This window comes from Arthrobacter sp. UM1 (genome assembly GCF_020483305.1).
GTDB lineage: Bacteria > Actinomycetota > Actinomycetes > Actinomycetales > Micrococcaceae > Falsarthrobacter.
In genome coordinates this window covers 160583-183533 of the sequence record NZ_JACWAB010000004.1, presented here as the reverse complement: position 1 = coordinate 183533, position 22951 = coordinate 160583, and the positions used below count along the sequence as shown (strand labels likewise).

At 72.6% G+C, this 22951-nt stretch carries 17 protein-coding genes; 10 read left to right on the top strand and 7 right to left on the bottom strand.

Going from position 1 to position 22951, the window contains the following annotated elements:
• The first annotated feature begins 55 nt into the window (after positions 1-55).
• On the top strand, positions 56-1351 hold the full coding sequence (locus H9I38_RS07260) for an MFS transporter (protein WP_226338094.1): 1296 nt from the start codon (positions 56-58) through the stop codon (positions 1349-1351).
• Between the two features lie 174 nt (positions 1352-1525).
• Positions 1526-2095: an NADPH-dependent FMN reductase gene (locus tag H9I38_RS07255; protein ID WP_226338093.1), complete on the top strand. Its 570-nt coding sequence runs from the start codon at positions 1526-1528 to the stop codon at positions 2093-2095.
• Between the two features lie 117 nt (positions 2096-2212).
• Here the strand turns inward: H9I38_RS07255 and H9I38_RS07250 are convergent, their stop codons facing one another.
• The gene (locus H9I38_RS07250) at positions 2213-3046 is read right to left on the bottom strand and encodes a VOC family protein (protein WP_226338092.1); all 834 of its coding nucleotides are present in this window, start codon (positions 3044-3046) and stop codon (positions 2213-2215) included.
• 202 nt (positions 3047-3248) lie between these two features.
• Between H9I38_RS07250 and H9I38_RS07245 the strand changes: the two genes are divergently transcribed.
• The 4 genes from H9I38_RS07245 (at position 3249) to H9I38_RS07230 (ending at position 6885) form a co-directional block, all read left to right on the top strand.
• Positions 3249-4094, top strand: coding sequence for an HpcH/HpaI aldolase/citrate lyase family protein (locus H9I38_RS07245; protein ID WP_226338091.1), 846 nt, complete (start codon positions 3249-3251; stop codon positions 4092-4094).
• Positions 4095-4180: 86 nt separating this feature from the next.
• Positions 4181-5098, top strand: a complete 918-nt coding sequence (locus tag H9I38_RS07240; RefSeq protein WP_226338090.1) for an SGNH/GDSL hydrolase family protein — start codon at positions 4181-4183, stop codon at positions 5096-5098.
• A gap of 41 nt (positions 5099-5139) precedes the next feature.
• Positions 5140-6387 (top strand): AI-2E family transporter, encoded by a 1248-nt coding sequence (locus H9I38_RS07235; RefSeq protein WP_226338089.1) that lies wholly within the window; start codon positions 5140-5142, stop codon positions 6385-6387.
• Between the two features lie 3 nt (positions 6388-6390).
• Positions 6391-6885, top strand: a complete 495-nt coding sequence (locus H9I38_RS07230; protein ID WP_226338088.1) for a DUF456 domain-containing protein — start codon at positions 6391-6393, stop codon at positions 6883-6885.
• Between the two features lie 147 nt (positions 6886-7032).
• Here the strand turns inward: H9I38_RS07230 and H9I38_RS07225 are convergent, their stop codons facing one another.
• Positions 7033-7797, bottom strand: coding sequence for a snapalysin family zinc-dependent metalloprotease (locus H9I38_RS07225; protein WP_226338087.1), 765 nt, complete (start codon positions 7795-7797; stop codon positions 7033-7035).
• A gap of 387 nt (positions 7798-8184) precedes the next feature.
• Here H9I38_RS07225 and H9I38_RS07220 point away from each other — a divergent pair, with 387 nt between their 5' ends.
• Positions 8185-9378: a metallophosphoesterase family protein gene (locus H9I38_RS07220; RefSeq protein ID WP_226338086.1), complete on the top strand. Its 1194-nt coding sequence runs from the start codon at positions 8185-8187 to the stop codon at positions 9376-9378.
• A gap of 98 nt (positions 9379-9476) precedes the next feature.
• Here H9I38_RS07220 and H9I38_RS07215 read toward each other — a convergent pair whose 3' ends face one another.
• The gene (locus H9I38_RS07215) at positions 9477-10178 is read right to left on the bottom strand and encodes an alpha-ketoglutarate-dependent dioxygenase AlkB family protein (protein WP_226338085.1); all 702 of its coding nucleotides are present in this window, start codon (positions 10176-10178) and stop codon (positions 9477-9479) included.
• Between the two features lie 19 nt (positions 10179-10197).
• On the opposite strand from H9I38_RS07215, the gene hisS reads away from it, so the two are divergent.
• The 3 genes from hisS (at position 10198) to H9I38_RS07200 (ending at position 15221) form a co-directional block, all read left to right on the top strand.
• Positions 10198-11439, top strand: coding sequence for a histidine--tRNA ligase (hisS, locus tag H9I38_RS07210; RefSeq protein ID WP_226338084.1), 1242 nt, complete (start codon positions 10198-10200; stop codon positions 11437-11439).
• 118 nt (positions 11440-11557) lie between these two features.
• Positions 11558-13723 carry a choice-of-anchor M domain-containing protein gene (locus H9I38_RS07205; RefSeq protein WP_226338083.1) on the top strand — a complete coding sequence of 722 codons (2166 nt, stop codon included), beginning with the start codon at positions 11558-11560 and terminating at the stop codon, positions 13721-13723.
• Positions 13701-15221, top strand: a complete 1521-nt coding sequence (locus tag H9I38_RS07200; protein ID WP_226338082.1) for a TIGR03769 domain-containing protein — start codon at positions 13701-13703, stop codon at positions 15219-15221. Before H9I38_RS07205 ends, H9I38_RS07200 begins: the two co-directional genes overlap by 23 nt.
• Before the next feature lie 131 nt (positions 15222-15352).
• Here the strand turns inward: H9I38_RS07200 and H9I38_RS07195 are convergent, their stop codons facing one another.
• From H9I38_RS07195 to H9I38_RS07180, 4 genes are all read right to left on the bottom strand, one after another.
• Entirely contained in the window at positions 15353-16996 is a 1644-nt protein-coding gene (locus tag H9I38_RS07195) for a hypothetical protein (protein WP_226338081.1), read from the bottom strand.
• A complete protein-coding gene (locus tag H9I38_RS07190) occupies positions 16996-19578 on the bottom strand; it encodes an MMPL family transporter (RefSeq protein ID WP_226338080.1) in 2583 nt (860 codons plus the stop codon). Before H9I38_RS07190 ends, H9I38_RS07195 begins: the two co-directional genes overlap by 1 nt.
• Positions 19579-19583: 5 nt before the next feature.
• On the bottom strand, positions 19584-20354 hold the full coding sequence (locus H9I38_RS07185) for a TetR/AcrR family transcriptional regulator (protein ID WP_226338079.1): 771 nt from the start codon (positions 20352-20354) through the stop codon (positions 19584-19586).
• Between the two features lie 873 nt (positions 20355-21227).
• Entirely contained in the window at positions 21228-22937 is a 1710-nt protein-coding gene (locus H9I38_RS07180) for an FAD-dependent oxidoreductase (RefSeq protein WP_226338078.1), read from the bottom strand.
• Between the last annotated feature and the right edge of the window lie 14 nt (positions 22938-22951).

Sequence of the window (22951 nt, the reverse complement as noted above, 5' to 3'; positions counted from 1 at the left end):
CCCGTCCGCCGCCCAGCCCGGCCCCGCCCCCACACCACCCCACAGAAGGAGCCCCGTGACCCTGTTCCACGAGTTCGCGCTCAAAGAGCCGCCGCAGCACCGCGGCTGGAACGCGCCGCTGCGCATCCGCGTGGCGCTCGCCGGGTTCACGATCTACCTGCTCCTCATCGGCGCCAACCTCGCCACCCCGCTCTACCCGTACCTGCGCGAGCAGATGCACCTCACGTCCGCGGCCACGTCGCTCGCGTTCGTCGCCTACGTCATCGCCCTCATCGTTGGGCTCCTCTGCGCGAGCCACTGGTCCGAGCACATGGGCCGCCGGGCCGTGCTCGTGGCGTCCGTGCTCGTGGGCCTGGCCGGCGCCGTCGTCTTCACGTTCGCGACGGGCCTCACGGGCCTCGTCGTCGGCCGCCTCCTGCAGGGCGCCGCCGTCGCGCTGGCCACGGGAGCGTCCGCCGCGGCGGTCCGGGAGCTGCTCCCGGAGTCGCCGGATGCGGCCACGCGCATCACGCTCCTGTCCTCGTCCGGGGGAGTGGCCTCGGGGCCGCTGCTCGGCGGGTGGCTGTCCACGCTGGGACATCCGGTGCTCGTGCCGTTCGTGCTGCACATCGTGACGCTCGTGGCGGTCATCGTCCCGCTCGTGCTGCTCAAGGCCCGCCCGGCCTCGCAGCGGCCGGTGGGCCCGCGCCGCGTCCGCGCGCTCATGCCGTTGCGCCCCACTCCGCCGCGCGAGGCCAAGCGCATCTTCTTCCTCTGCTCGCTGACGGGCTTCCTCAGCTTCGCGACCTTCGGGTTCTTCCTCTCCTTCGCCCCCGCGTTCTACAGCCCGCTGCTCGGCTCCTCCCGCATCATGACGGGCGTGCTCGCCGCGCTGGTGCTGGGCTCGGCCGCGGTGGCGCAGCTCGTGACCCTGCGCCCCCGGCATCGCGGCGCGGGCGGGCTGGCGCTCATGGCGGCGGGCCTGGCGCTCGTGGCGGCCCTGGGGCACGAGTCACGGCTCGCCCTCCTCGCCGGCGGCGTCCTCACCGGCCTCGGCCAGGGCACCGCGTTCCGCACCCTCTTCACGTACATGTCCGCGTCCGTGCCGCGCAGCCGCCACGCCACGACCATCAGCCTCATGTACGTCATCACGTACCTCGGCTCGGCGGTCCCGATCCTCCTCCTCGGCGCCGCGATCGACCGCTTCGGCATCGTCGCCGCCGTCACCGTGTTCCTCGCGGGCCTCGTGGCCATGGCGGCGGTCCTCGCCGTGTGGACGCGCTTCGAGCCCGAGCCGCCGCAGTACGTCGAGGTCCGCGTCTCCGAGGCCGACGTGGACCACAAGATGGGCGAGGAGCCCCCGCACCTCTGAGTCCCCCTCGGAACGACGACGACGGCGCCCGCGGACCCCTTCGCCGTCGGCCGTCGGGCACTCCGCCGAGCTGCTCGCCGTGCGAACGCCCCCACCGGAGCGGAAGCGCCGCGATTCCTGCACAGCGCTCACCCGCCGCCGCGGAGGTGAAGGGCCCCTCGCTAGGATGGCGGGATGACTCACATCCTCCTCATCTCAGGCAGCGCGAGCCAGCCCTCGGTCAACACGGAGACGCTGCGTCAGCTCTCGGAGCTCGTGGAGCAGGAGGAGGGCGTGACGGCGTCCTTCCTCGAGACGAGCCTGTTCGACGTCCCGCACTTCACTCTCCAGGGCGAGAACGAGGGCCAGCCGATCGTGGACGCCCTGCGCCAGGAGATCGCGGCGGCAGAGGCCGTGGTCTTCTCCACGCCGCAGCATAACGGCCGCGTCCCGGCCGTCCTCAAGAACGCCCTGGACTGGTCCAACCGCGGCGAGTTCCGGATGCTCTGGAAGGACATCCCGGTGGGCGTCGTCTCGGTGTCGCCGGGCGCCCGCGGCGGGGCCAAGGCCAACGAGCAGCTCCGCGAGGACCTGGAGAAGGTGTTCAAGGCCCGAGTCGTCGAGCCGCACATCGAGGTGGCCCGGTTCGAGGAGCTCCAGGCGGCCGGCGGCGTCTTCGCGGACGAGGTCCTCAAGGACCAGGCGCGCCGGATGCTCGAGGCCCTCAAGGCCGCGGACGAGGAGCGCAAGGCCGCCGGAGCCTAGGCTCACTCAGCAGGCCCGACCCCGCTCAGACCCGCTCAGACGCTTGTGCACCCGGTTCGTTCGGATTCAGGCCTGGAAACCGAACGAACCGGGTGCACAAGCGGTAAGAGAGGAAGCCTAGGCCGCGTCCGCCTCGCCCGGCTGCTCGAGCACCGTCTCCTCCTCGGCCTGCTCCAGCGTCTCGCCCGGAGCGGCCTGGACGATCCGGAACTCCGCACCCCACGGGTCCGCCAGCCCGGCGACCCGCCCGTACGGCGAGTCCTCGGCCGGGTGGGTGACGCGCCCGCCGAGGCGCTCCGCGGCGGCGATCGCGGCGTCCGCGTCCTCCACGCCCCAGTAGATCCGCCAGGCGGAGGGCGCCTCCGCCGGCAGCGCGTCCGCCGCGTCCAGGATCCCGGCGGAGGCGTCCTCGCCCTCGCCGAACGTGCAGTAGCTGAACTCGGGCGTCTCCATCATCGGCGCGAGCGTCACGCCGAACGTCTTGGCGTAGAAGTCCTTGGCCCCGGCGTAGTCCTTCGTGTGGACCTCGAACCAGCCGGGCGTGCCCGGGGTCCCCATCGCCGCGAAGCCCCGGTGCGTGCCGGACTCCCACACGCCGAGGTTCGCCCCCGCGCTGTCCAGCATGAGCGCCATGCGGCCGAGGTCTCCCACCTCCGCCACGGGCATGTGCACGGTGCCCCCGGCGGCGTTGGCGGCCTCCGTCGTCGTCATCGCGTCGTCGCTCGCGAGGTAGACGGTCCAGGCGTCCGGGATGCCCTCCATCCCCGCCTCCTTGCCCATGAGGCCGGCCACCACGGCCCCGTCCCGGAGGACGTTGACGTAGCCGCCGAAGCTCTCGGGCGTCTCCTCGAAGGTCCAGCCGAAGACCTCTCCGTAGAAGCGCCTGGCCCCGGCGACGTCGGAGGTCATGAGATCGGCCCAGACGGGGTCGCCCTGTGCGAATTCGGTCATGGTGAGTGTCCTTAGCCTCTGGAGCGCGACGACGCGGCCGGCCGCCGGCCGGGGGATCGGCCCGGTTGTGGCCATCGTAGCGGCGCGCGGGGGAGCGCGTCTCGGGCATCCCGCAGCCCGGGCGCGTCAGCCCCGAGAAAGTCAGCCCGGGCGCGCCTGCGGGCGAGCGGGCGCACCGCAGGCACCGTAATAAGCTGGGGGCATGGCCGTTTTCCGCAATGCCCGCGCTGCAGCCCTGCCCGCCAAGCTCTCCCGTTCCTGGCTCCTCGCCTCCGCGGCGGATGAGAAGAACTTCGCACCGGCTCTCGCCTCGGAGGCGGACTCCGTCATCTTCGACATGGAGGCGGCCGTCCCCGACGACCAGAAGGCGGAGGCCCAGGACCGCGTCGTGGAGGCGCTCTCCACGGGCATGACCGCCTGGGTGCGCGTCAACGGCCGGGACACCGAGTTCTGGGCGGAGGACCTCGCGGCCCTCTCCAAGGCCCCGGGCCTGCGCGGCGTCATGCTCGCCATGACCGAGCACCCCGAGCAGGTCACGTACACGGCCATGCGCCTGCGGGCCGGCATCCCGGTCCTTGCGCTCATCGAGTCGGCGGTGGGCCTCGAGAACTCCGTGGAGATCGCCAAGGCGCCCGGCACGTTCCGCCTCGCGTTCGGCACCAATGACTTCCGCAAGGACACGGGCGTCTCCGAGGACCCGATGGCGCTCGCGTACGCCCGCTCCAAGCTCGTGGTGGCCTCGCGCGTGGGCCAGCTGCCCGGCGCCATCGACGGCCCCTCGGGCGGCCTCGAGGGCAAGGCGCTCGCGGACGCCTGCGCCGTCACCCAGAAGATGGGCATGACCGGCAAGCTCATGCTCTCCCCGGCGCAGGCCGTGGACGTGAACAAGGGCCTCTCGCCGCAGCAGGACGAGATCATGTGGGCGCACGAGATGCTGGACGCCCACGCCGCCGGCGCCAAGGTCGGAGACGGCTCCTACCTGCCGCGCCTGGCCCGCGCCCAGAAGATCGCGGACCTCGCGGACTCCTACGGCCTCTGGAACGCGTAGGCGCAGACGGCCTCGCGGACGCGCCGGCGGGGCGAGTTCACTCCGCCGTCGTGCGCTGTTAACGCGGCCCTGCGAGGGTGGCCCGCATGGGGCAGAGACTCGTGGCGATCGGCGACTCGTTCACCGAGGGGCTCGGGGACTGGAACCCCCGCTTCCCCAACTCCTGCCGCGGCTGGGCGGACCGGGTGGCGCGCCAGCTCTCCAAGCAGGACCCTGAGTGGACGTACGCCAACCTGGCGATCCGCTCCCGCAAGCTCGCACCGATCCTGGACGAGCAGCTGGAGCAGGGCATCGCGCTGCGCCCCACCCTCATGACGCTCTACGCGGGCGGGAACGACCTTCTGGAGTTCAACGCCGACATCCCCGCCCTCATGGACCGCTACGAGTCGGCCGTGCGCCGCATGCGCGCCTCCGGGAGCGACGTCCTCCTCTTCACCGGCTACGACGTCCACATCTCGCCCCTCGTTGCCCCCATGCGCAAGCGCAACTGGGAGTTCAACAGCGCCGTCCGGGAGATCGCCGAGCGCCACGGCGCGGTCCTCGTGGACTACTGGGGCTTCGAGGAGTTCGCGGACCGGCGCTTCTGGGGCTCCGACCGCCTCCACATGACCGCGCAGGGGCACCGGCAGCTCGCGCGCCGCGTCCTCGAGACCCTCGGCGTGGAGCACAGCATCCGGAACGACGACGACGGCGACGACGAGCTCGACCGCGAGACCGGACGCCTGGGCCCCGTCGGGGACTTCGGCCGCGCGGTGGCGGACGAGCACGCCTGGATGCGCCGCTGGGTGCTGCCCATGATGGCCCGGAGGATGCGCGGCGTGACCCTCGGGGACGAGCTCGAGCCCAAGTGGCCGTACCCGATCCGCCCGGCCGCCGGCATGAAGCGGAACGCCCGGCGGCGGGAGCGGGTCTCGGTGCCGGCGGGCTCGTTCGTGGACCCGGACACTGGGCTCGTGTCCACAGGGGGAGGGGCCGGGACTGCGTCGTCGCGCGTCATTCCGTAGGATATTGGCCTAAAGACGGTCCCCTACCACGAACGGAAGACATGGGTCTCTTCTCCTCTTCACACCATGAGAGGTCCGGGCACGCGGATCCCCCCGCGGACGGGCGCGAGGTCTCCCGGCCCGGCGTCCCGGCTCTCGCCAGCGTCTGGAGCGACGGGCTCGGCCGCGTCGGCTCCCGGGCCGCTCAGATCCTCCTCATCGGCGTCGTCGCCTGGTTCGTCATCCAGGGCCTCATCAAGGTCAACGTCATCGTCATCGCGGTGGTCGTGGCCACGATCCTCGCGTGCGCCCTGCGCCCGGTGGTCCGCTGGCTCAAGAACGAGGGCATGGGCAACACCCCGGCGGCCATCACCACGTTCGTGGGCTCCATCCTGGTGCTCTCGGGCGTCATCTACGTGGTGGTCGAGTCCGTCGTCTCCCAGCAGAGCCAGCTCGCCCAGCAGGCGGTCTCCGGCGTCTCGAAGGTGCAGGAGTGGATCAACACCCTGCCGTTCAGCATCACCAATGACCAGATCCAGCAGTGGCAGCAGAAGGGGCTGAGCACGCTCTCCTCCTCGAGCTCGCAGATCTCGCAGGGCGCGCTGAGCGGCCTGTCCGCGGTCTCCAACTTCGCCACGGGCTTCATCCTCATGGCGGTCTGCCTCTTCTTCTTCCTCCTGGACGGGCCGCGCATCTGGCGGTTCTTCATGAGCTTCGTCCCGGAGAAGCACGCGGACAAGTTCGAGCAGGCCGGCCAGGGCTCCGTCAAGGTGCTCGGCCACTACATCCGCGGCACGGCCGCCGTCGCGTCCATCGACGCGGTGTTCATCGGCATCGGCCTCGTGGCCACGGGCGTCCCGCTCGCCGTCCCGCTCGCGATCATCACCTTCCTCGGCGCGTTCGTCCCCGTGGTGGGCGCGGTGGTCGGCGGCATCATCGCCGTGCTCGTGGCGCTCGTGACCAAGGGCGTCACGACGGCGATCATCATCACCGTCGTCGTCATCCTCGTCCAGCAGATCGAGGGCAACGTGCTCCAGCCGCGCCTCATGGGGGACGCGCTCAGCCTGCACGGCCTCGTCATCCTCCTCACGCTCGCCGCGGGCTCCACCGTGGGCGGCATCGCGGGCGCCGTCCTCGCGGTGCCGATGACCGCGGTGGCCTGGCACTGGGTCAAGGTGTTCCGCGGCCGGGGCGCGCCCCTCATGCCGGAGGACATCGCCAAGCGGGAGAAGAAGGAGCAGAAGAAGGCGGAGAAGGCCGCACGCCGCGAGGAGAAGAAGCGGCAGAAGCGCCTCCAGGAAAGCGCCTAGCCCGTGGAGTTCAACGGGATCACGCTGCTCGCGATGCTCGCGGTGGCGGCGGGGCTGTTCTTCACGGTGGTCCCCGTCCTGCCGGGCTCGCTCATCGCGCTGCTCGGGCTGCTCGTCTGGGCGATCGCGGAGGGGAACACGGTCGGGTGGATCGTGTTCGCCGTCTGCGCGGTGCTGCTCGCGGCCGGCGCCTCGATGCAGTACGTCCTGACGGGCCGCTCGCTCAAGCGGAACCGGATTCCGAGCGCGAGCGTCATCGTGGGCCTCGTGGCGGGCGTCATCGCGATGTTCTTCATCCCGGTGGCCGGCCTGCCGCTGGGCTTCGCGCTCGGGCTCTTCGGGATGGAGCTGGCGCGGCAGAAGGACGCGGGGCGGGCGATGCGCTCCAGCGTGGAGGCGCTCAAGGCCACCGGGCTCGGCATCCTCGCGGAGTTCGGGCTGGCCTCGGCCGCGGCGATCGTGTTCTTCGGGGCGCTCGTCTTCTCCTCGAGCGTGTAGGGGAGATTCCTTCCCCCCTCCCCCCCCCCCCCACGCCCCCCCAGACGCGTTTGTGGCGCGTTTCGTGCGAAATCAGGTCTGAAATCGCACGAAACGCGCCACAAGTCTGTGTGCCCTTGTTGTGGGGCGAGCGCCGCGGGCCGGCCGTCAGTACCGGGAGTCGGCGAGGGACGCCTCGGCCGGGCTCGGAGTGGCGTTGGTGCAGCTCGGGCCGGGGCCGCCGCCGGACATGAGGTCCGAGCACGGGCCGGAGTAGTTGTCGGCCAGGTCGCCGATGACGTGGCCCGTCTCATGCGTGACCACGCGCAGGGGGCTGTTCTGCGCGGTCTGGCTGTAGTCGATGGCCACCGTGCCCTGGCCCGGGGCGGTCCAGGTGGTGCTGGAGCCGTTCGCGCCGAAGTCGCCCTCCTTGTAGTAGACGTCCGCGGGGCCGTTGGTCTTCACCATGCGGACGTTCTTGAGGGAACCGTTCCAGATGCCGGCCGCCTGGTCGATGACCCCCGTGTAGGACGGCGCGCTCTGGCTGTTGTAGTAGACGATCTTCGGCTGCGCCGCGGCCTTGGGGGCCTGGGCGTACTGGGCCTGGCTGTTCTCGCCGGCGCCGTTCTGTGCGGCGTTCCCCTCGGCCGCGCCGTTCTGCGCGGGGGCCGCCTTCGCCTGGCCGGCCTGAGGCTGGGCGTTCTGGGCCTGCCCGGCCTGCGCGGCGGCGGGCTGCTGCGCCGGAGCCTGTGCCGGGGCCGGGGCCTGCCGGTTAGGCGCCTGCTTCGCCGGTGCGCTCGGCGCGCCGGCCGTCGTCGTGCCCTGAGCGGAGGCGGGGGCGTGGGACGAGGCGTGCGCCACGGGGCCCGCGAGGCCGCTGGCCGCAACGAGGCCGGCGGCGGTGATCAGAGCTTGCTTGCTGCGAAGCTGCATGCTGGATGACTCCTCTGTGTCGGTTGTTCCGCCGGAGGACGTGGTGTCTCGCGCGACGGCTGCCGAGGGAGAGTCCTGTGGCGGGCTGATACATCGGTCGTTGATCCGGCGTCCACCATAGGCAGATCGCCGGAGCGATCGAAAGCGGCGGGACGGACCGTCCGGGATGCGGGCGCGGTCCTGGTGGCCGGTGATCCCTGCGAGGGCGGGGTACACGCGGGGGTCGGACTCTGTTCACCCGCGTGTCGATTCGGGCCCCTAGCGTGGCGCGGGTCAGGAGCCGCTCGCCCCGCCGGCTCTGCGGCCGGTCCAGCGCCGGCCCGGCCGCAGCGCCAGGCGAGCCGGCCGCAGCCGCGAACCCTTCGCCTTGCACCCGGGAGAACCGCCATGACCTCTCTGACCGCTTCCCGCTCCGCCCGCCGGGCACTCGCCGCCCAGGGACTCGCCGCCGTGGGCGCGGCCGGGGCCCTCGTCCTCGCGGGGCTCGCCCCGGTCACGGCCGCGCCGGCACCCGCTTCCGCCTCCCCGGCCCCGGGGGCCGCCCTGCGGCAGGGCGCTCCGGGTGCCGCTGCGCAGCAGGGCGGCTCCACGAGCTTCGCCCTCTTCGGGGACACCCCCTACGGCGACGCAGCCATCGAGCACTTCCCGCAGACCATGCGGGAGATCTCCACCGGGCCGGGCATCGAGTACGCGGTCCACGTGGGGGACATCAAGAACGGCTCCACCCGCTGCGACACGGACTACTTCCAGTGGGTCCGCACCCAGTTCGACGCGTCCCGCGTGCCGCTCGTCTACACGCCGGGCGACAACGAGTGGGTGGACTGCCACCGCCCCAACAACGGGGCCTACAACCCGCTCGAGCGCCTCTCCGCGCTCCGCCAGACCTTCTTCAGCCGCGCCGGCCAGGGGCACGGCGCCCCGGGCCGCGCCGACCACGGCACGCCGGGCCACGGCGCCCCCGGCCGCAGCACCCTGGGGCACGGGAACCTCGCCGCGCGCTCCCAGGCGGCCGAGGGCTTCCCGGAGAACGTCGCGTGGACCACGAACAAGGTGGAGTTCGCCGCCGTCAACGTCCAGGGCTCGCACAATGACCTGGATCCGTGGTCGGGCCTCGGCAAGACCGCGGCCACGCCGGAGCAGCGGGCCGAGTTCCAGGCGCGTCAGGCGGCCAACGTCCGGCTCATCGAGGGGCGCTTCGCCCAGGCCGAGCAGCGGCACAGCACGGGAGTGGCGATCGTCATGCAGGCCGACATGTTCGACTCCTACCTCGCCGCGGACCCCGCCGCCGCCCGCGAGGCGTTCGGCCCCGTCATCCAGGCGATCGCCGACGGCGCCCGCCGCACGGGCCTGCCCGTCTACATCCTCAACGGCGACAGCCACAAGTACAAGGACCAGCGCCCCCTCGCCGCCGGCTCCCCGTGGGCGGCCGTCTACGGGCAGGCGCCGGTGCAGAACATCCGCCAGATCACGGTGGAGGGCGCGGCCGAGGCGCACGAGTACACCCGCGTCACCGTCGCCTCCCCTTCCCAGGCGGGCCGCCCGCAGGAGCCCCTCTCCTTCACGCGCGTCCCGATCCAGTAGGGGAGGACGACGACGGCGGCCGTCCGGCCTGGGCCTCGCACGTCCGCCGGACGGCTGCCTGTGCGGGCGCTGTCCCCGGCCTGCGCAGCCCGCCTGTCTCAGCCCAGCCCCGTCTCCCGGAGGGTGATGTTGATGCGGCCGCCGGGCCCGCCGTCGTCGGCCGAGAGCCCGATCCCGCGCGGCCCCGTGCCGTCCAGGACCGAGGGGACCCCGTGGAACGCGAAGCGGCAGGGGCCGCCGAAGACGAAGAGGTCGCCCGAGGCGAGCCGCACGTCCTCGTAGGGGCGGTTGCGGTGCTCGGTGTTGCCGAGCCGGAACACGCACGAGTCGCCGAGGGACAGGGAGACCACGGGCGCCCGGCGGCGCTCGTCGGCGTCCTGGTGCATGCCCATGCGCGCGCCGGGCGCGTAGTAGTTCGCGAGCGCCACGTCCGGCTCGAACGGCCCGTCCGGCGTCAGGTCCGCCTCGGTGAGGAGCTGGGCGTCGGCGACGGCGCGGGCCGCGAGCCTCGCGAGCCAGTCCGGGAGGGGGAGCGGGCGGGCGCCGTCGAACTCGGGCGCGGAGGGGGTGTAGCCGCCCTGCCGCCAGTGCCAGCCGAGGCCGAGGGACTCCACGCTCATGGGCTTGCCGCCGATGAGCGCCCGGTGCGCGGGGACGGGCCCGGAGCGCCACTCGGCGTAGGCGCGGACGGTCCAGGCCTGCTGCTCGGGCGTGAGGTAGCCGGGGATGTGGACGGCCCCGGGACGGATCTCGCGGGGGCGCGGGGCGAGGGCGTCGTCGCCGAACAGCGGGGAGCTCACGGACTTTAGACTAGGGTTCATGAGCCCGAAAGTCGTACCCGCGCGCGGCATGCGCGACATCCTGCCCAGTGCACACCGGCGTCGAGCCCGCATTCTCGACACGATCCGGCAGGCGTACGCGGAGCACGGGTTCACCCAGATCGAGACGCCGGCCGTGGAGCCGATCGAGCGCCTGAAGTCCGGGCAGGGCGGGGACAACGAGTCCATGCTCTTCGAGATCCAGAAGCGCGGCCTGGACCCGGAGCAGGCGGTCCGGCCGGGGGAGTCCGTGGACTCCGCGCTGCGGTATGACCTGACGGTCCCGCTGACGCGCTTCTACGCGAGCAACCAGGCGGAGCTGCCCGCCGTCTTCCGCGCCTTCCAGACCGGCCCGGTGTGGCGGGCGGAGCGCCCGCAGAAGGGCCGCTACCGGCAGTTCGTCCAGTGCGACATCGACGTGATCGGCGAGGAGAGCGTCCTCGCCGAGATGGAGCTCGTCACCGCCACGATGGACGCGCTCGGCCGCCTGGGCCTTGCGGAGGGGGTCACGCTGCGGGTCAACGACCGCCGCGTCCTCACCGATCTCCTCACCCGCGCCGGGGTCCCGGAGGCGGAGCAGCCGAAGGCCCTCATCACGGTGGACAAGCTGGACAAGATCGGCATGGACGGGGTGCGCGCGGAGCTCCTCGAGAAGGTCGGCCTGGCCCCGGACTCCGTGGAGGCGCTCACCGCCGAGCTCGAGCGAATCGGGACGGACTCGCCCCTGGACGCCTCGGCCCCCGCGCTCGAGGGCGTGGACCTCTACGACCTGCCGCAGATCGCCGAGGCCGTCCGCGCCGAGCTGCCGGACGTGCGGATCGTGTTCGACCCGACCCTCGTCCGCGGCATGGGCTACTACACGGGCCCCATCTTCGAGGTGGCGCACGCCGGCTCCGGCTCCTCCGTGGCGGGCGGCGGCCGGTACGACGGCGTCGTGGGCAAGTGGCTCGGCAAGGACGTCCCGGCCTGCGGGTTCTCCATCGGGTTCGAGCGCATCGTGGACCTCGTGGAGCTCGAGGAGACGGGCGAGCGCCGCGTGGCGCTGCTCTTCCCCAAGGACGCCTCCCCGCTGGAGACCGCCCAGGCCAAGCGGGCCCTGGCCCGGGAGCTCGACTCCGCCGTGGTCATCCCGGTGGCGATGCCGCGCAAGCTCGCCGGCGCGTTCTTCGGACGCCTCCAGGAGGACGGCTTCACCCACTCGGTCAAGCTCGGCGAGGGGCCGGAGCAGCTGCGGGCGCTGTAGGGGTGCGGATCTGCTGGAACGGCGGCCCTGTGCAGGTTGTTCGGTTGGCTAGCTAAATGAGAACCGATCTCAACTAGAGGTATGATGGACGTCCGCACCTCACTCGGGAGAACCGTCCATGCCCTCTTCGCCGCCCTCCGCCCCGTCTGTCTCGCCTGTGTCGCCGTCCTCCGGCGGATCGGCGGGCCGCCGTCGACGTCGTCGGACCCTGCGGGGAGCGCTCGCGGCCGTTCTCGCGGCGGCGCTCGTGCTGCCGTTCGGAGGCGCGGCATCCGGCCCGGAGGGGGTGCCCGGAGCGGCTCTGCCCGCGGCCGCGGCTGACGAGGAGCAGGCGGGGGCGGATCGGGGCGCCCGGCCGGAGCAGCCTCAGCGGGAGGCGGTCAAGAACGCCCACGTGGACGCTGCGCACGTCCACTGGGACCGGGACCGCGGTCTGCGGATGGACCTTGTGGTCGGGGCGCACGCGGTCCGCCCGGCGGACGACCTCTACCTTGACCTCCAGGCCCAGCAGCACGAGGGCCACGACGTCTCCAAGCTGACCGTCCCCGACCCGTCCCGCGGCACGGATCTGAGCTTCCTCGGGAAGCCCGGCACCGTGCTGTGGAACGCGCCGCAGGCCCTCTACGGGAACTGGAAGCCGGTGTGGCCGGGCGTCGGCGCGGGGGACCTCCCGGCGTCCTCCGTGGACATCGACGACGTCTCCATCCGCCTCCTCAGCGTGGACGGCCCCGGGTGGATGGAGGTGTTCCAGGCGGGAGGAGCGCGGGTCCAGCGCGTGTTCTCGAGCCGGGATCCCAAGCTCCAGTCCTTCCCCGTGAAGCCGCACGCCCACGGGCACTTCAACTGGGCGTTCAGCAAGCCCGGCCGCTACACCGTGGCCTTCCAGGCGCGGAGCCGGGACCCGCTGACGGGCAAGCCCGTGGTCTCCAACGTCTCCAAGGTCATCTGGCAGGTGGGGCCGCCGAAGGGGGACGAGCCCTCTCTCGACGTCGGCCCCGAGTCCCCGCGCCACCGGCGCCCGGACGGCACAGCCCCCGAGCCCCGGCCTTCGGACCCTGCTTCTCCTGAGCGTCCGGAGAGCCCGACGGCGCCGCAGCCGTCCCAGCCCGCCAGGCCCTCGTCGCCTGAGCAGCCGGCGCCGGCGGCGCCCTCGCCGCACCGGACCTGCCAGCGGGCCGTCATCGCGAGCGGCCACGTGGACCTCGCCGTGGAGCAGGCGGGAGGCGAGTTCAGGCCGGTGCTCGTGGACGAGTCCCGCGGGCAGGCGGTGCGCCGGGCGCCTCGGAGCGCGGTGCTCGCCGTGAACGACTCGCTCAAGACCCGCATTCCCCGCGGATTCGAGGCGGTGGGGCCTGCGGGCAGCACGGCCTGGATCATCCCGCAGGTCCAGGAGCCCCGGGGCATCTGGGCCGGCTTCAACACCGAGCGCCTGGACTACGGCCGCCTCGCCGGCCCGGTGAACGTGTCCCTCGCCTCCGTGCGAGGGCCCGGACGGGTCACGCTCTTCCAGGAGGACCTCATCAACGGTCTGACGGTGCGGTGGGACTCGGCCAAGCGGCCGCACGGCGCCTTTCCGCTCGCCGAGCCCTCGCACGTCCACCACGCCATGTCCTTCAGCCGGCCGGGCCTCTACGAGATGACGGTCCGGTACTCGGCGCGGGGCAAAGACGGCCGAGTCCACACCGCTGACGCCCCGTACACGGTGGCGGTCGGGAGCGGGACGCGGCTGCCGGCAGGCGCATGCGCCGCAGGCGCTGGCGGTACCGGGGGCGGCGGTTCGGGCGCAGTGGGCGCAGGGCCGTCCGGCGGCAGCCCGTCCGGAGGCCCGTCCGGTGATCTGTTCGGCGGCGCCCCGTCCTTCGGATCTTCGTCCGGCGGCGGGGCCCTGAGCCTTGCTGCACAGCTGGCCTCGTCGGTCGAGCCGGGCGGCTCCGCCTTCGGCGGGGCGGCGGGAGGGCTGTCCGGTGCCGCCGGTTCCGGCGCGGCCGGGCCTCTCGGCGATGCCGGTTCGCTCGGCGGAACGGACGCCGGTGCCCTGGGGGAGGGCCCCGACCCGGCCGCGGGAACGGGCGGATCCGTTCCCGCAGCAGACCCTCGCTCTGCCCAGCCGCTCGCTGGCGGACGCGGGTCCAGCGTCCCCACAGCAGCCCCCGCCTCGGCCAGTGCGGCCGTGGTGGGTGTACTCGGCGCCGCGGGCGCCGCCTTCGTCGTCGCGCTCGCCCTGTGGGCGGCTGCGACCAAGCGCTCTCAGAGGAGTTCACATGCGTCGTCGTCCGCTGAATAAGGCCGAGGTGCCCGGAGCCGCGCGAGCCACGGGAGCCGCAGCTCTCGTTGCGGCGCTCGCGCTCGGTTCTGTGGCGGCGCCCGCCTCTGCGCTCGCTGCTGAGCGGGCCGCCGTCCCGCTCCAGGGGGAGGGAGGCGGCGCGGAAGGGGTCCGTGCAGACCGTGCCCGCGCGGAGGAGCCCCGCCCCGACGAGGGCGGAGGGATCATCCGAGGCGGCGGCTCCGAGGTGCTCAGCCTCTCCTGGGACGGCATCAAGCCCGTTCTCTCGTCGAAGGACGCGGACGGCAAGACCGTGCAGTCGAGCCGGAGCCGCTTCCTCCTCGAGTCCCGCCCGGACAGCGAGAACCCCGGCAAGGACGCCTCCCTCTTCACCGTTCCCCCGGTGGACCCGGACAGCGACATCTCCTGGATCGGCAAGCCGGGTCTCACCGTCCCTGCGGCCCTGTTCCACGGCAAGGGGGACAAGCAGGACTTCGGGAGCTCCTTCGCCAAGCCGCCCGCCGGGATCAAGCCGGACTCGCTGCGGCTCAGCCTCCGGCAGTTCTCCGGGCCGTCCTGGTTCGAGCTGGGGGAGTACCGCCCCGGCTACCGCTACACGAAGCGGATGCTGAGCAGCACGCACCCGTACTTCAAGAACTTCCCGTTCGAGGGCAGGACCAACTACGAGCCGAACTGGACCTTCGGCGCCCCTGGCGAGTACAGCATCACCCTGACCCTCTACGCCGAGACCGACGACGGCGACCGGGTCTCCTCCAACTCCGTGACCCTGAGGTGGAGCGTGACGGCGGGTCGTGCAGCCGAGAAACCGAGCCCCGCCCCCTCGAAGGACCCCGGCCCACGGCCGAGTCCCGCGCCGAGCGAGTCCTCGCCGACGCCGAGCCGACCGGCGAGCACGTCGCCGAGCCACCCGCCGAGCCGCCCCGTGAAGCCGTCTCCCCAGGCCCCGGCGTCCCGCCCCGCGCAGACCCCTTCCCAGCCGAAGCCGGGTCCAGGCGGGGGAGCGGCGGCTGACCTGCCGCCTCTGCTGGGTCCCAGCTCCACCGTGGGAGCCGGAGAGGGCGGAACAGGCTCAGGCGGCTCTGCTGCGGCGCTTCGCCCGGCCCCCGTCCCGGACGCTGAGCCTGCGCTCGCCACCGGCCCGGCAGCCGGCGGTGCCGGTGCCGCCGGCACCGGCGGAGACCAGACAGGCGCAGGCGCGCCCGGCGGTGGCCAGCCCGGCGGGGACCAGACAGGCGGCGACCAGATAGGTGGAGGCCAGCCCGGCGCGGACGCGGGCGCGGGCACGGTGCCCGAGCCACCGGCCGCCCAGGGCGCGTCTCACGGCAGCGGTGTCACGGTGTTCAAGGGCTCGCCGGGCGCGTCCCGTTCGGGCTCGGCCGGCTCCGTGGGACCTGTTCCGCTGTGGGCGGTCATCGTCGGGGGAGCGCTGACCACGGGCGCCGTCGTGCTCGGAGCGCTCGCGGTCGCAGAGCGGAAGAGGGGTCAGCGGAAGGGCTGACCTGGGAGGGGCGGCCTCACCTGGGCAACACCGGCCCCCGGCCAACTCACCGGGCTGCCCCCCCCGGAAACGCAGAGCGGGCGGCCACCCGATGAGGGTGACCGCCCGCTGCGGTCTGCTGGGGCCGGGGCCTAGCGGTCCTGCCAGTCCTCGCCGAACTCCTCGGCGAAGTCGGCCCGGTCGATGCGCCGGTGGTAGCGCATGCCCGCCGCGCCGCCGATGAGCGCCGCCACGAGGGACAGCACCGCCACGACCGCGAGGGCGATGAGCGAGGGCAGGCTAAGCAGGTTGCTCGTCGAGGGCACCCACTTGGAGAGGCCCGTGCCGCTCAGGCTGGACAGACCCACCACCGCGGCCACCGAGGCGGCCGCCGTCACGATGATGAACCACAGCCACACGCCGAAGCCCTGCGCCGCGCCCGAGAAGCGCGCCATCCGGCCGGCCACGTAGCCGCCGGCCAGGAAGGACAGGAACAGGATGACGCCGCTGACCACGGCGGCGAGGATGCCCTGGCCGCCCGTGAGCGCCGAGCCCGAGGTGATGGACTGCAGCTGGCGGGTGGCCTCAGCGCCGGTCGTGTTGTTGACGTAGGAGATCATGCCCACGACGGCGCTCGCGATGAGGCCGAGGAGGCCCATCATGCCCATCGCCGTCAGCCAGCCGAAGAAGCCCGTGCCCAGGCGGAGTCCGCCGAAGGCCTGCTTCTCCCGGTCCAGGAGGTCCAGGCGGTTGCGGTATTCGAGGTCGTTGTCCGCGCGGTGGTCGCGGGGCTCGTGGCGCTCGTCCTCGCGCTCGCGGCGCAGGAACGGGGTGTCCTCGTTCCGGCGGTGCTCCTCGTTGCGGCGGTCCTCGTCGTCGCCCACCGCGGCAGCGCCGGAGAGCCCGGCGGCGGAGGCGGCCGGCATGGCCTGCGTCTCCGTGCCCATGGGGCGGACGGCGGAGTGGGAGGCCGTGTCTGCGCCGGTGGAGCCGCGGCGGTCCCCGTCCTCGGAGCGGCGTCCGCGGGAGACGGAATGCGAGCGGGTCGAGTCCTCGTGCGGCTCGTCCCACTGGCCGGGGACGTACTCGCCCACCTCGTCGTCGTCGAATCCGTTGAGGAAGTCCGGCTCGGGGCGGGTGCCCTGGGAGCCGACGCCGGAGAGGCCGCGGGGCTGGTCGTCGTCGTACCGGGTGTTGCGGCGCTGGGAGGGAGCCGCGCTGGCCCCTGCGCCCGAGGCGGCGGCCGCGCCGCGCTCCACGCCGTGGCCGGAGCCGAGATCCGCGCCGTGCTCCGGGCCGCGGCGGCCGGAGGAGCCCACGTGCTGGTGGGCGGCCGTCCGGGTGTCCTCCACCGGGCCTGCGCCGACGAAGCCGGTGGGCGGGTTCGGATCGTCGCCGGCAGAGCGGGCGGAGCGTCCCGCGCGCTCCGGGTCCGCCGGAGCGGCGCCCGGCTCGACCCGGCCGCGGTGCTCGCTGCGCTCGCCGTCGCGTCCGTCCTCGACATCCCTGCCGAAGTCCGCGCCGGAACGGGGCTCATCGAGACGGTCCTCGCCGAGGCCCTCGCCGTCGCGCTCCGCGTGCCGCTCCTCGCGGCGCCCGCGGAAGCGCTCGGCCTCGCGGGAGAGGCGCTCGCCGAGGGTCATGCCCGAGTCGGCGCGCTCCCGCGGCTCCTCGGACGTGCCGCTGACGAGCGGGATGTGCTGCGTCTGCTCCTGCTCCTGCTGGGAGCGGCGGAGGGCGCTGGAGCCGTTCCGACGCTCCTCGCGGTCTGACGTGTTCTCAGGGGTGGCGTTCATCAGGACTCCTCTGGGCCCGTCACCGAACGGGCGGGCTCGGCGTGCTGCTTCTGGCTCTCTAGCCTAGCGCCCTCCACATCCACATTCGGCAGGATCCTGTCGAGCCACCGCGGGATCCGCCACGCCCGCTCCCCGAGCAGGTGCAGCAGCGCGGGCGTGAGCGTCATGCGGATGACGAACGCGTCCACGAGCACGCCGAACGCGAGCGCGAAGCCCATGGGCCGGATCATCGCCTCGTCCGCGAAGATGAAGCCCGCGAACACCGAGACCATGATGAGCGCCGCCACGGTGACGATCCGCGCGCCGTGGTTGAAGCCGCTCCGCACCGCCGTCCGCGCGTCCTTCCCGTGGACATACGCCTCCCGCATGCCGGACACGAGGAACATCTGGTAGTCCATCGCGAGGCCGAACAGGATGCCCACCACCATGGTCGGCAGGAAGCTGAGGATCGGCGCGGGCTGGCTCACACGGAACAGGTCCCCCATGAAGCCCAGCTGGTAGATGCCGACGACGGCGCCCAGCGTGGCGAACAGCGAGAGGAGGAATCCGCCCGTGGCGAGCAGCGGCACCAGCACGGAGCGGAACACGAGCAGCAGCAGGATGAGCGAGAGGCCCACCACCACCGCGAGGTAGAGCGGCAGCGCCTTCGCGAGCGTCTCCGAGACGTCGATCTGGATGGCGGACTGTCCCGTGACGTGGGAGACCGCGCCGGTCTTGTCCTGGATCGCCTGCTTCTCGTCCTTGATCTTCTGGACGAGCTCCTTCGTGGACTCCGAGGCCGGCCCCTCCTTCGGGATGACCTGGATGACGCCCGTGCGGCGGTCCTTCGAGAGGGCGCCGGGGACGGCGGCCACGACGTCGAGCCGGCGCAGCTCGTCCGCCGCCTTGTACTGCGCGTCCTTGGCCTGCTCCTCGCTGAGGCCCTCGGGCAGGTCCGTCACCACGACGAGCGGGCCGTTCACGCCGGGGCCGAAGTTCTCGCTCACCGCCTGGTACTCGCGGTACTGGGTCGAGTCGCGGGACTCCGAGCCGCCGTCGGGCAGGGCGAGCCGCAGCTGCGCGGCCGGGATGGCGAGCGCGCCCAGCGCGAGCACGGACGCGAGGACCGTGACCCACGGGCGGCGCGTGACGATCCGCCCCCACTTCCGCTCGGAGACGTGGTGGTCCTCGAGGCGCTCGCCGCGCTCGAGGCGGCTCTGGTTCTCCTCGGCCACCGCGCGCATGCGCTTCGGCATGGCCTGCCGGCCGATCGCGGAGATGAGCGCCGGCGTCAGCGTGATGGCCAGGAGGACGGCGACGGCGATGGTGCCCGCGCCCACAAGGCCCATCGTCCCGAGGAACGGGATGCCGGTGACCGTGAGGGCCGCGAGCGCGATGATGACCGTGAGGCCCGCGAACGTGACCGCGTTGCCGGCCGTCCCGACGGCGAGGCCCACCGCCTCCGTCTTCTCCAGGCCGCGCATCCGGTTGGACCGGTAGCGGTTGACGATGAAGAGCGAGTAGTCGATGCCGACGGCGAGGCCCAGCATGGTGCCGAGCGTCAGCGACGTGGACGTGAACTGCACCAGCGAGGACAGGGCCACGCCTCCGCCCACGCCGATGCCCACGCCGAGCACGGCCACGAGCAGCGGGAGCCCCGCCGCCACGAGCGTGCCGAGCATGATGAACAGGAGCACCGCCGCGATGACGACGCCGAGGATCTCGCCCGGACCGGCGACGCTCGGCGTCTGGCCGATGATCTCCTTGGAGTACTCGACCGTGAGGCCCTTGTCCTTGAGCTTGTCGGCCTCCGTGATGAGGGCCTGGCGGTCCTCGTCCTTGAGGGCCTCGGCCTCCTCGTCGAAGGAGACGGAGACGACAGCGGCCTTGTTGTTCTCCGCCACGAAGCGCATGCCCTGGGTGGAGTCGAGCTGGCGCTTGGCCTCGTTGACCTTCTTCTCGCCGTCCGCGAGCTTCTTCTTGGCCTCGGCGAGCTGGGCGCGGCCGGCGTCGATCTTGGCCTGGCCCTGCTGCAGCTGCTCGGCCTTGGGCTTGACCTGGGACTCGATCGCGGCGGCCTGGGCTCCCATGCCGGCTTTCTTCATGCCCTCGATCTGAGCGAGGACGGGGGCGAGCTGCTTGCGGCCCTGGTCCAGCTGCGCCTGGGCCTCGTTGAGCTTCTTCTCGCCCTCCGCGATCTTGGCCTCGCCGTCCTTCTTCTTCTGCGGGAAGGCGGCGATCTGGGCGCGGCCGCTGTCCGTCTGCTCCTGCAGCGTGAAGGGGTCCCGGACGTCCTGGACGTGGTTCTTCTTCTTGAGCCGCTCGGCGGCCTGCGTGACGGCCTTCTTCTGGTCCTCGGTGAACGGCTTGTCCGAGAGGACGGCGAACTGCCCCTGCCCGCCCGAGGCCTCCGGCAGCGCGGTCTTGAGCCGCTGTAGCGTCTGGTAGGACTCCGACTGCGGGAGGGAGAAGGAGTTGACGAACTCGCCCTTGAACGCGACGGCGGCTCCGCCGACGGCAAGGATGACGACGAGCCAGGCCGCCATGAACGCGCCCTTGCGGCGGGCGGCGAGGCGGCCGAGCTTGTAGAGGAAAGTGGCCATGGATCCTAGCTTTCGGCGTGGTCGGCGGGGGAGTGGCTGGCGGCGGACGAGCGGTGCGAAGAGGCCGCACCCGCGGACAGCTCCGAGGCGAGGCCCCGGAGGAAGATCTGGAGCATGGAGCGGGCGGTCTCGGCCATGATCGGCGCGAGCTCGCGGTCAGGGCCTTCCCGGCCCCCGCTCTCCTGGAACGCGGCGACGGCCGCCTCGCAGGCCGCGTGCGCACTCGAGGCGACGGCGGTCTTGAGCGCCTTCACCACCAGCGGGTCCGCGCCGGGAAGCCGCGGGGCGAGGCTGCGCTCCAGCTGCTCCTCGAGCCGCGCCCAGCCCTGTAGCTCGCAGCTCTGCAGCTCGGGGTGCTCGTGGGAGAGGGGCGACATCCGGGCGATGATCCGGGCCATGCGCTCGCGGCCGTCGAAGAGCGAGACGCCCTCGAGGACCACGTCCAGCACGGGCTTGTCCGCTGGCTGGCCCTCGAGCACCTCGCCGAGCTCGTCGATGACCCCGATGAGCGGCTCGAGCACCGCCGCCGCGACGCTCGGGTAGTAGTTGAAGAACGTCCGGCGCGAGCAGCCGGCGGCCTCCGCCACCTCGTGCGCCGTGAACGCGCCGAACCCCTTCTCCAGGACGAGGTCCTGTGCCGCCTGCGCGATGGCCGCCCGCGTCCGCGCGCGGTTCAGCTCGTGCTTCGAGGGGGAGCCCGACGACGACGGCTGCGCGGCGGCCGTGTTCCAGGCGATGTCTTCCCTGCCGGGGGCGGTGGTTTCGGGGGCTGTCACGCCTCTCAGGCTACACGTTCTGCACGCTGTGCAAAAACCTGTGCGGGCCTGATTGAGGCGACTCCGAGCAGCCCGGTCCGCTGCTTCCGTCTGAGGCCTGCCGTTTGGTCGCCTCGCAGGCGGGGGGGGCAGACCGGGTTCGGGCTCGAGGCAGGCTTGTGCACCCGGATCGTTCGGTTTGAGGGCCGGAATCCGAACGATCCGGGTGCACAAGGCGGGCCGGGTTCGAAAAGGGGCCGGCACTCGCCGCCGCCGGGTCCTGGAGCGCACAGGTGAACGCTCAACCGGCCCCGCCCAGCCCCGTCCGGTCCAGTCTCAAGCGAGTCTGAGGCGAGTCCGGGCCGGCCCCGCCCCACTCGGCAGCCTCAGCCCAGGCCCGTCTCCCTTGTGCACCCTCTGGTGTCAGGATTCGGGCCAGATCCTGACATCAGAGGGTGCTGAAGCGCGGGAACAGGGTGCTTAAGCGGGAGAACAGGGTGCGCATGCCCGCCCCCTTCCCCCCCCCCCCCCAGGAGCGAGCATGCCTGGGGATGGGCTCATCGGAGCAAAGTCGGACGGACAGAGCGGCCTCTCAGGAGAGGGCGGCCTCATTTCCCTCCGGCCCGTCGCATCCTCCGGTCCGTCCCGTCCTCCGGTCTGTTACATCCATCGGTACTGCCTAGTCCGGGTTCGGGCTCGAGGCAGGCTTGTGCACCCGAATCGTTCGGTTTGAGGGCCGAAATCCGAACGATCCGGGTGCACAAGCGGGGGGGGGGGGACAGGGCGCACAAGGCGGGCTGGGTTCGAAAAGGGGCCGGCACTCGCCGCCGCCGGGCCCCGGAACGCACAGGTGCACGCTCAACCGGCCCCGCCCCAAAGGAAGCGCCCCGCCCCTCAGCCCTCTCGCTCGGCGAGGTACCGGTGCACGAGGGGGACGATCGTCGCGCCCTCGCCCGCCGCGGAGGCCACGCGCTTCATCGAGTTGGCCCGGATGTCGCCGGCCGCGAAGAGCCCCGGGATGGAGGTCTCGAACGCCTGGGGCGGCCGCCCGTCGATCCAGAGCCGCTGCTCCACGTCCGAGCCGGTGCAGACGAACCCGTGCTCGTCCGTCCCCAGCTCCTCCGGGTACCAGGAGCTCTCCGACTCCGCGCCCAGGAGGAGGTAGAGCCCGGCCGCCGGGATGTCGTGGTTCGTGGCGTAGCTGCCCACGCGGGAGCGCAGCGTGATCCACTCCAGCCGGCCGTTCTCGCCGCCTCCGCCCACCACCTCGCTGTTGGCCTTGACGCTGATCCGGTAGTTCGCGTTGATCTCGCGGATGAGGTAGTCGCTCATCGTGGACTCCAGCGAGTCCCGGCGGATGACGATCGTGACCGCCTTGGCGAATCGGGACAGGTGGATCGCGGCCTGCCCTGCCGAGTTGCCCCCGCCCACCACGAACACGTGCCGCCCCTGCATCTTCCGGGCCGTGGCCGCGGCGGCGCCGTAGTACACGCCCGCTCCCTCGAACTCCTCCAGCGCAGGAACGCCGAGCCGGCGGTACGTGACCCCCGCTGAGATGAGCACGCTCCGGGCCCGGAACTCGGTGCCGCGGACGGTGAGGCGGAAGAGGCCGTCGTCGTCGTCCTTGCGGAGGGAGGAGACCGGGCTGACGGAGAAGAAGGAGGCGCCGAACCGCGAGGCCTGCGTGCGCGCCCGCTGGGTGAGCCGCATGCCGGAGATGCCGCGCGGGAAGCCGAGGTAGTTGCGGATCATGGAGCTGGTGCCGGCCTGGCCGCCGATGGCCTCGGCCTCGAAGACCACGGTGTCGAGGCCCTCGGAGGCGCCGTACACGGCCGCCGCCAGGCCTGCGGGCCCTGCGCCGATGACCGCGAAGTCGATGACCCGGGCGGCCGTCTCCTCCACGGGCGGGTTGGAGAACGCCGCGAGCTCCTCGAGGGAGGGGTTGGAGAGGAACGCGCCGGTGGACAGGCGCACGAGCGGCCACTCCCACTCGAATCCGGCCTCCTCGGCCTGGGCGATGACGCGCCGGCCGTCCTCCGAGTCCGGCCGGTACACCGCCGCCGGAACGCCCATGCGGGAGGCGAAGTCCAAGAGGCGGCCGAGCTCCCGGGAGGGCTCGTGCGTCACGAGCTCGTAGACGAACACCTCCGGGGTCGCGGACGTCCACGCCCACTCGGAGAGCTGCTCGGTGACGGCCGTGTGGAACTCCTCGTCCCGGACGCCGCGGGGAATGGCGAGCGCGACGTCGATCCGGCCCGTCTGCGCCGCCTCGAGGTACGCCGCGGCCGTGGCGGAGAGGAAGCCGAAGACCGCGCCGATCCGCTTGGCCGTGGGCACGAGCCGGTGCACGGCCTCGAGCACGTCCAGCCCCACGCCGTCCGAGAGCTCGTATTCCGCGATGCACAGCGCGAGCGGCGCGCCGTCCAGATTCTGGACGAACTCGACGGCCGCGACGCCGTTGTCGAAGCACTCGACGCGGTAGTCCTGCTCGTACCGCCTGAACTCGCGGGCGAGGGTGTCCAGGTGGGCATGCCCCACGACGACGACGGCGGGGCGCGGACGGGCGGGGGAGCCCTTCTCTGCTGCGGGGATTCCAGTGTTCACATCCCCATTCTCGC

Excerpts from the sequence above, each read along its gene's own strand:
- H9I38_RS07255 (WP_226338093.1), top strand. The coding sequence starts at position 1,526 with ATGACTCACATCCTCCTCATCTCAGGCAGCGCGAGCCAGCCCTCGGTC.
- H9I38_RS07250 (WP_226338092.1), bottom strand. The coding sequence starts at position 3,046 with ATGACCGAATTCGCACAGGGCGACCCCGTCTGGGCCGATCTCATGACC.
- H9I38_RS07245 (WP_226338091.1), top strand. The coding sequence starts at position 3,249 with ATGGCCGTTTTCCGCAATGCCCGCGCTGCAGCCCTGCCCGCCAAGCTC.
- H9I38_RS07240 (WP_226338090.1), top strand. The coding sequence starts at position 4,181 with ATGGGGCAGAGACTCGTGGCGATCGGCGACTCGTTCACCGAGGGGCTC.
- H9I38_RS07235 (WP_226338089.1), top strand. The coding sequence starts at position 5,140 with ATGGGTCTCTTCTCCTCTTCACACCATGAGAGGTCCGGGCACGCGGAT.
- H9I38_RS07225 (WP_226338087.1), bottom strand. The coding sequence starts at position 7,797 with ATGCAGCTTCGCAGCAAGCAAGCTCTGATCACCGCCGCCGGCCTCGTT.
- H9I38_RS07220 (WP_226338086.1), top strand. The coding sequence starts at position 8,185 with ATGACCTCTCTGACCGCTTCCCGCTCCGCCCGCCGGGCACTCGCCGCC.
- hisS (WP_226338084.1), top strand. The coding sequence starts at position 10,198 with ATGAGCCCGAAAGTCGTACCCGCGCGCGGCATGCGCGACATCCTGCCC.
- H9I38_RS07205 (WP_226338083.1), top strand. The coding sequence starts at position 11,558 with ATGCCCTCTTCGCCGCCCTCCGCCCCGTCTGTCTCGCCTGTGTCGCCG.
- H9I38_RS07200 (WP_226338082.1), top strand. The coding sequence starts at position 13,701 with ATGCGTCGTCGTCCGCTGAATAAGGCCGAGGTGCCCGGAGCCGCGCGA.
- H9I38_RS07195 (WP_226338081.1), bottom strand. The coding sequence starts at position 16,996 with ATGAACGCCACCCCTGAGAACACGTCAGACCGCGAGGAGCGTCGGAAC.
- H9I38_RS07190 (WP_226338080.1), bottom strand. The coding sequence starts at position 19,578 with ATGGCCACTTTCCTCTACAAGCTCGGCCGCCTCGCCGCCCGCCGCAAG.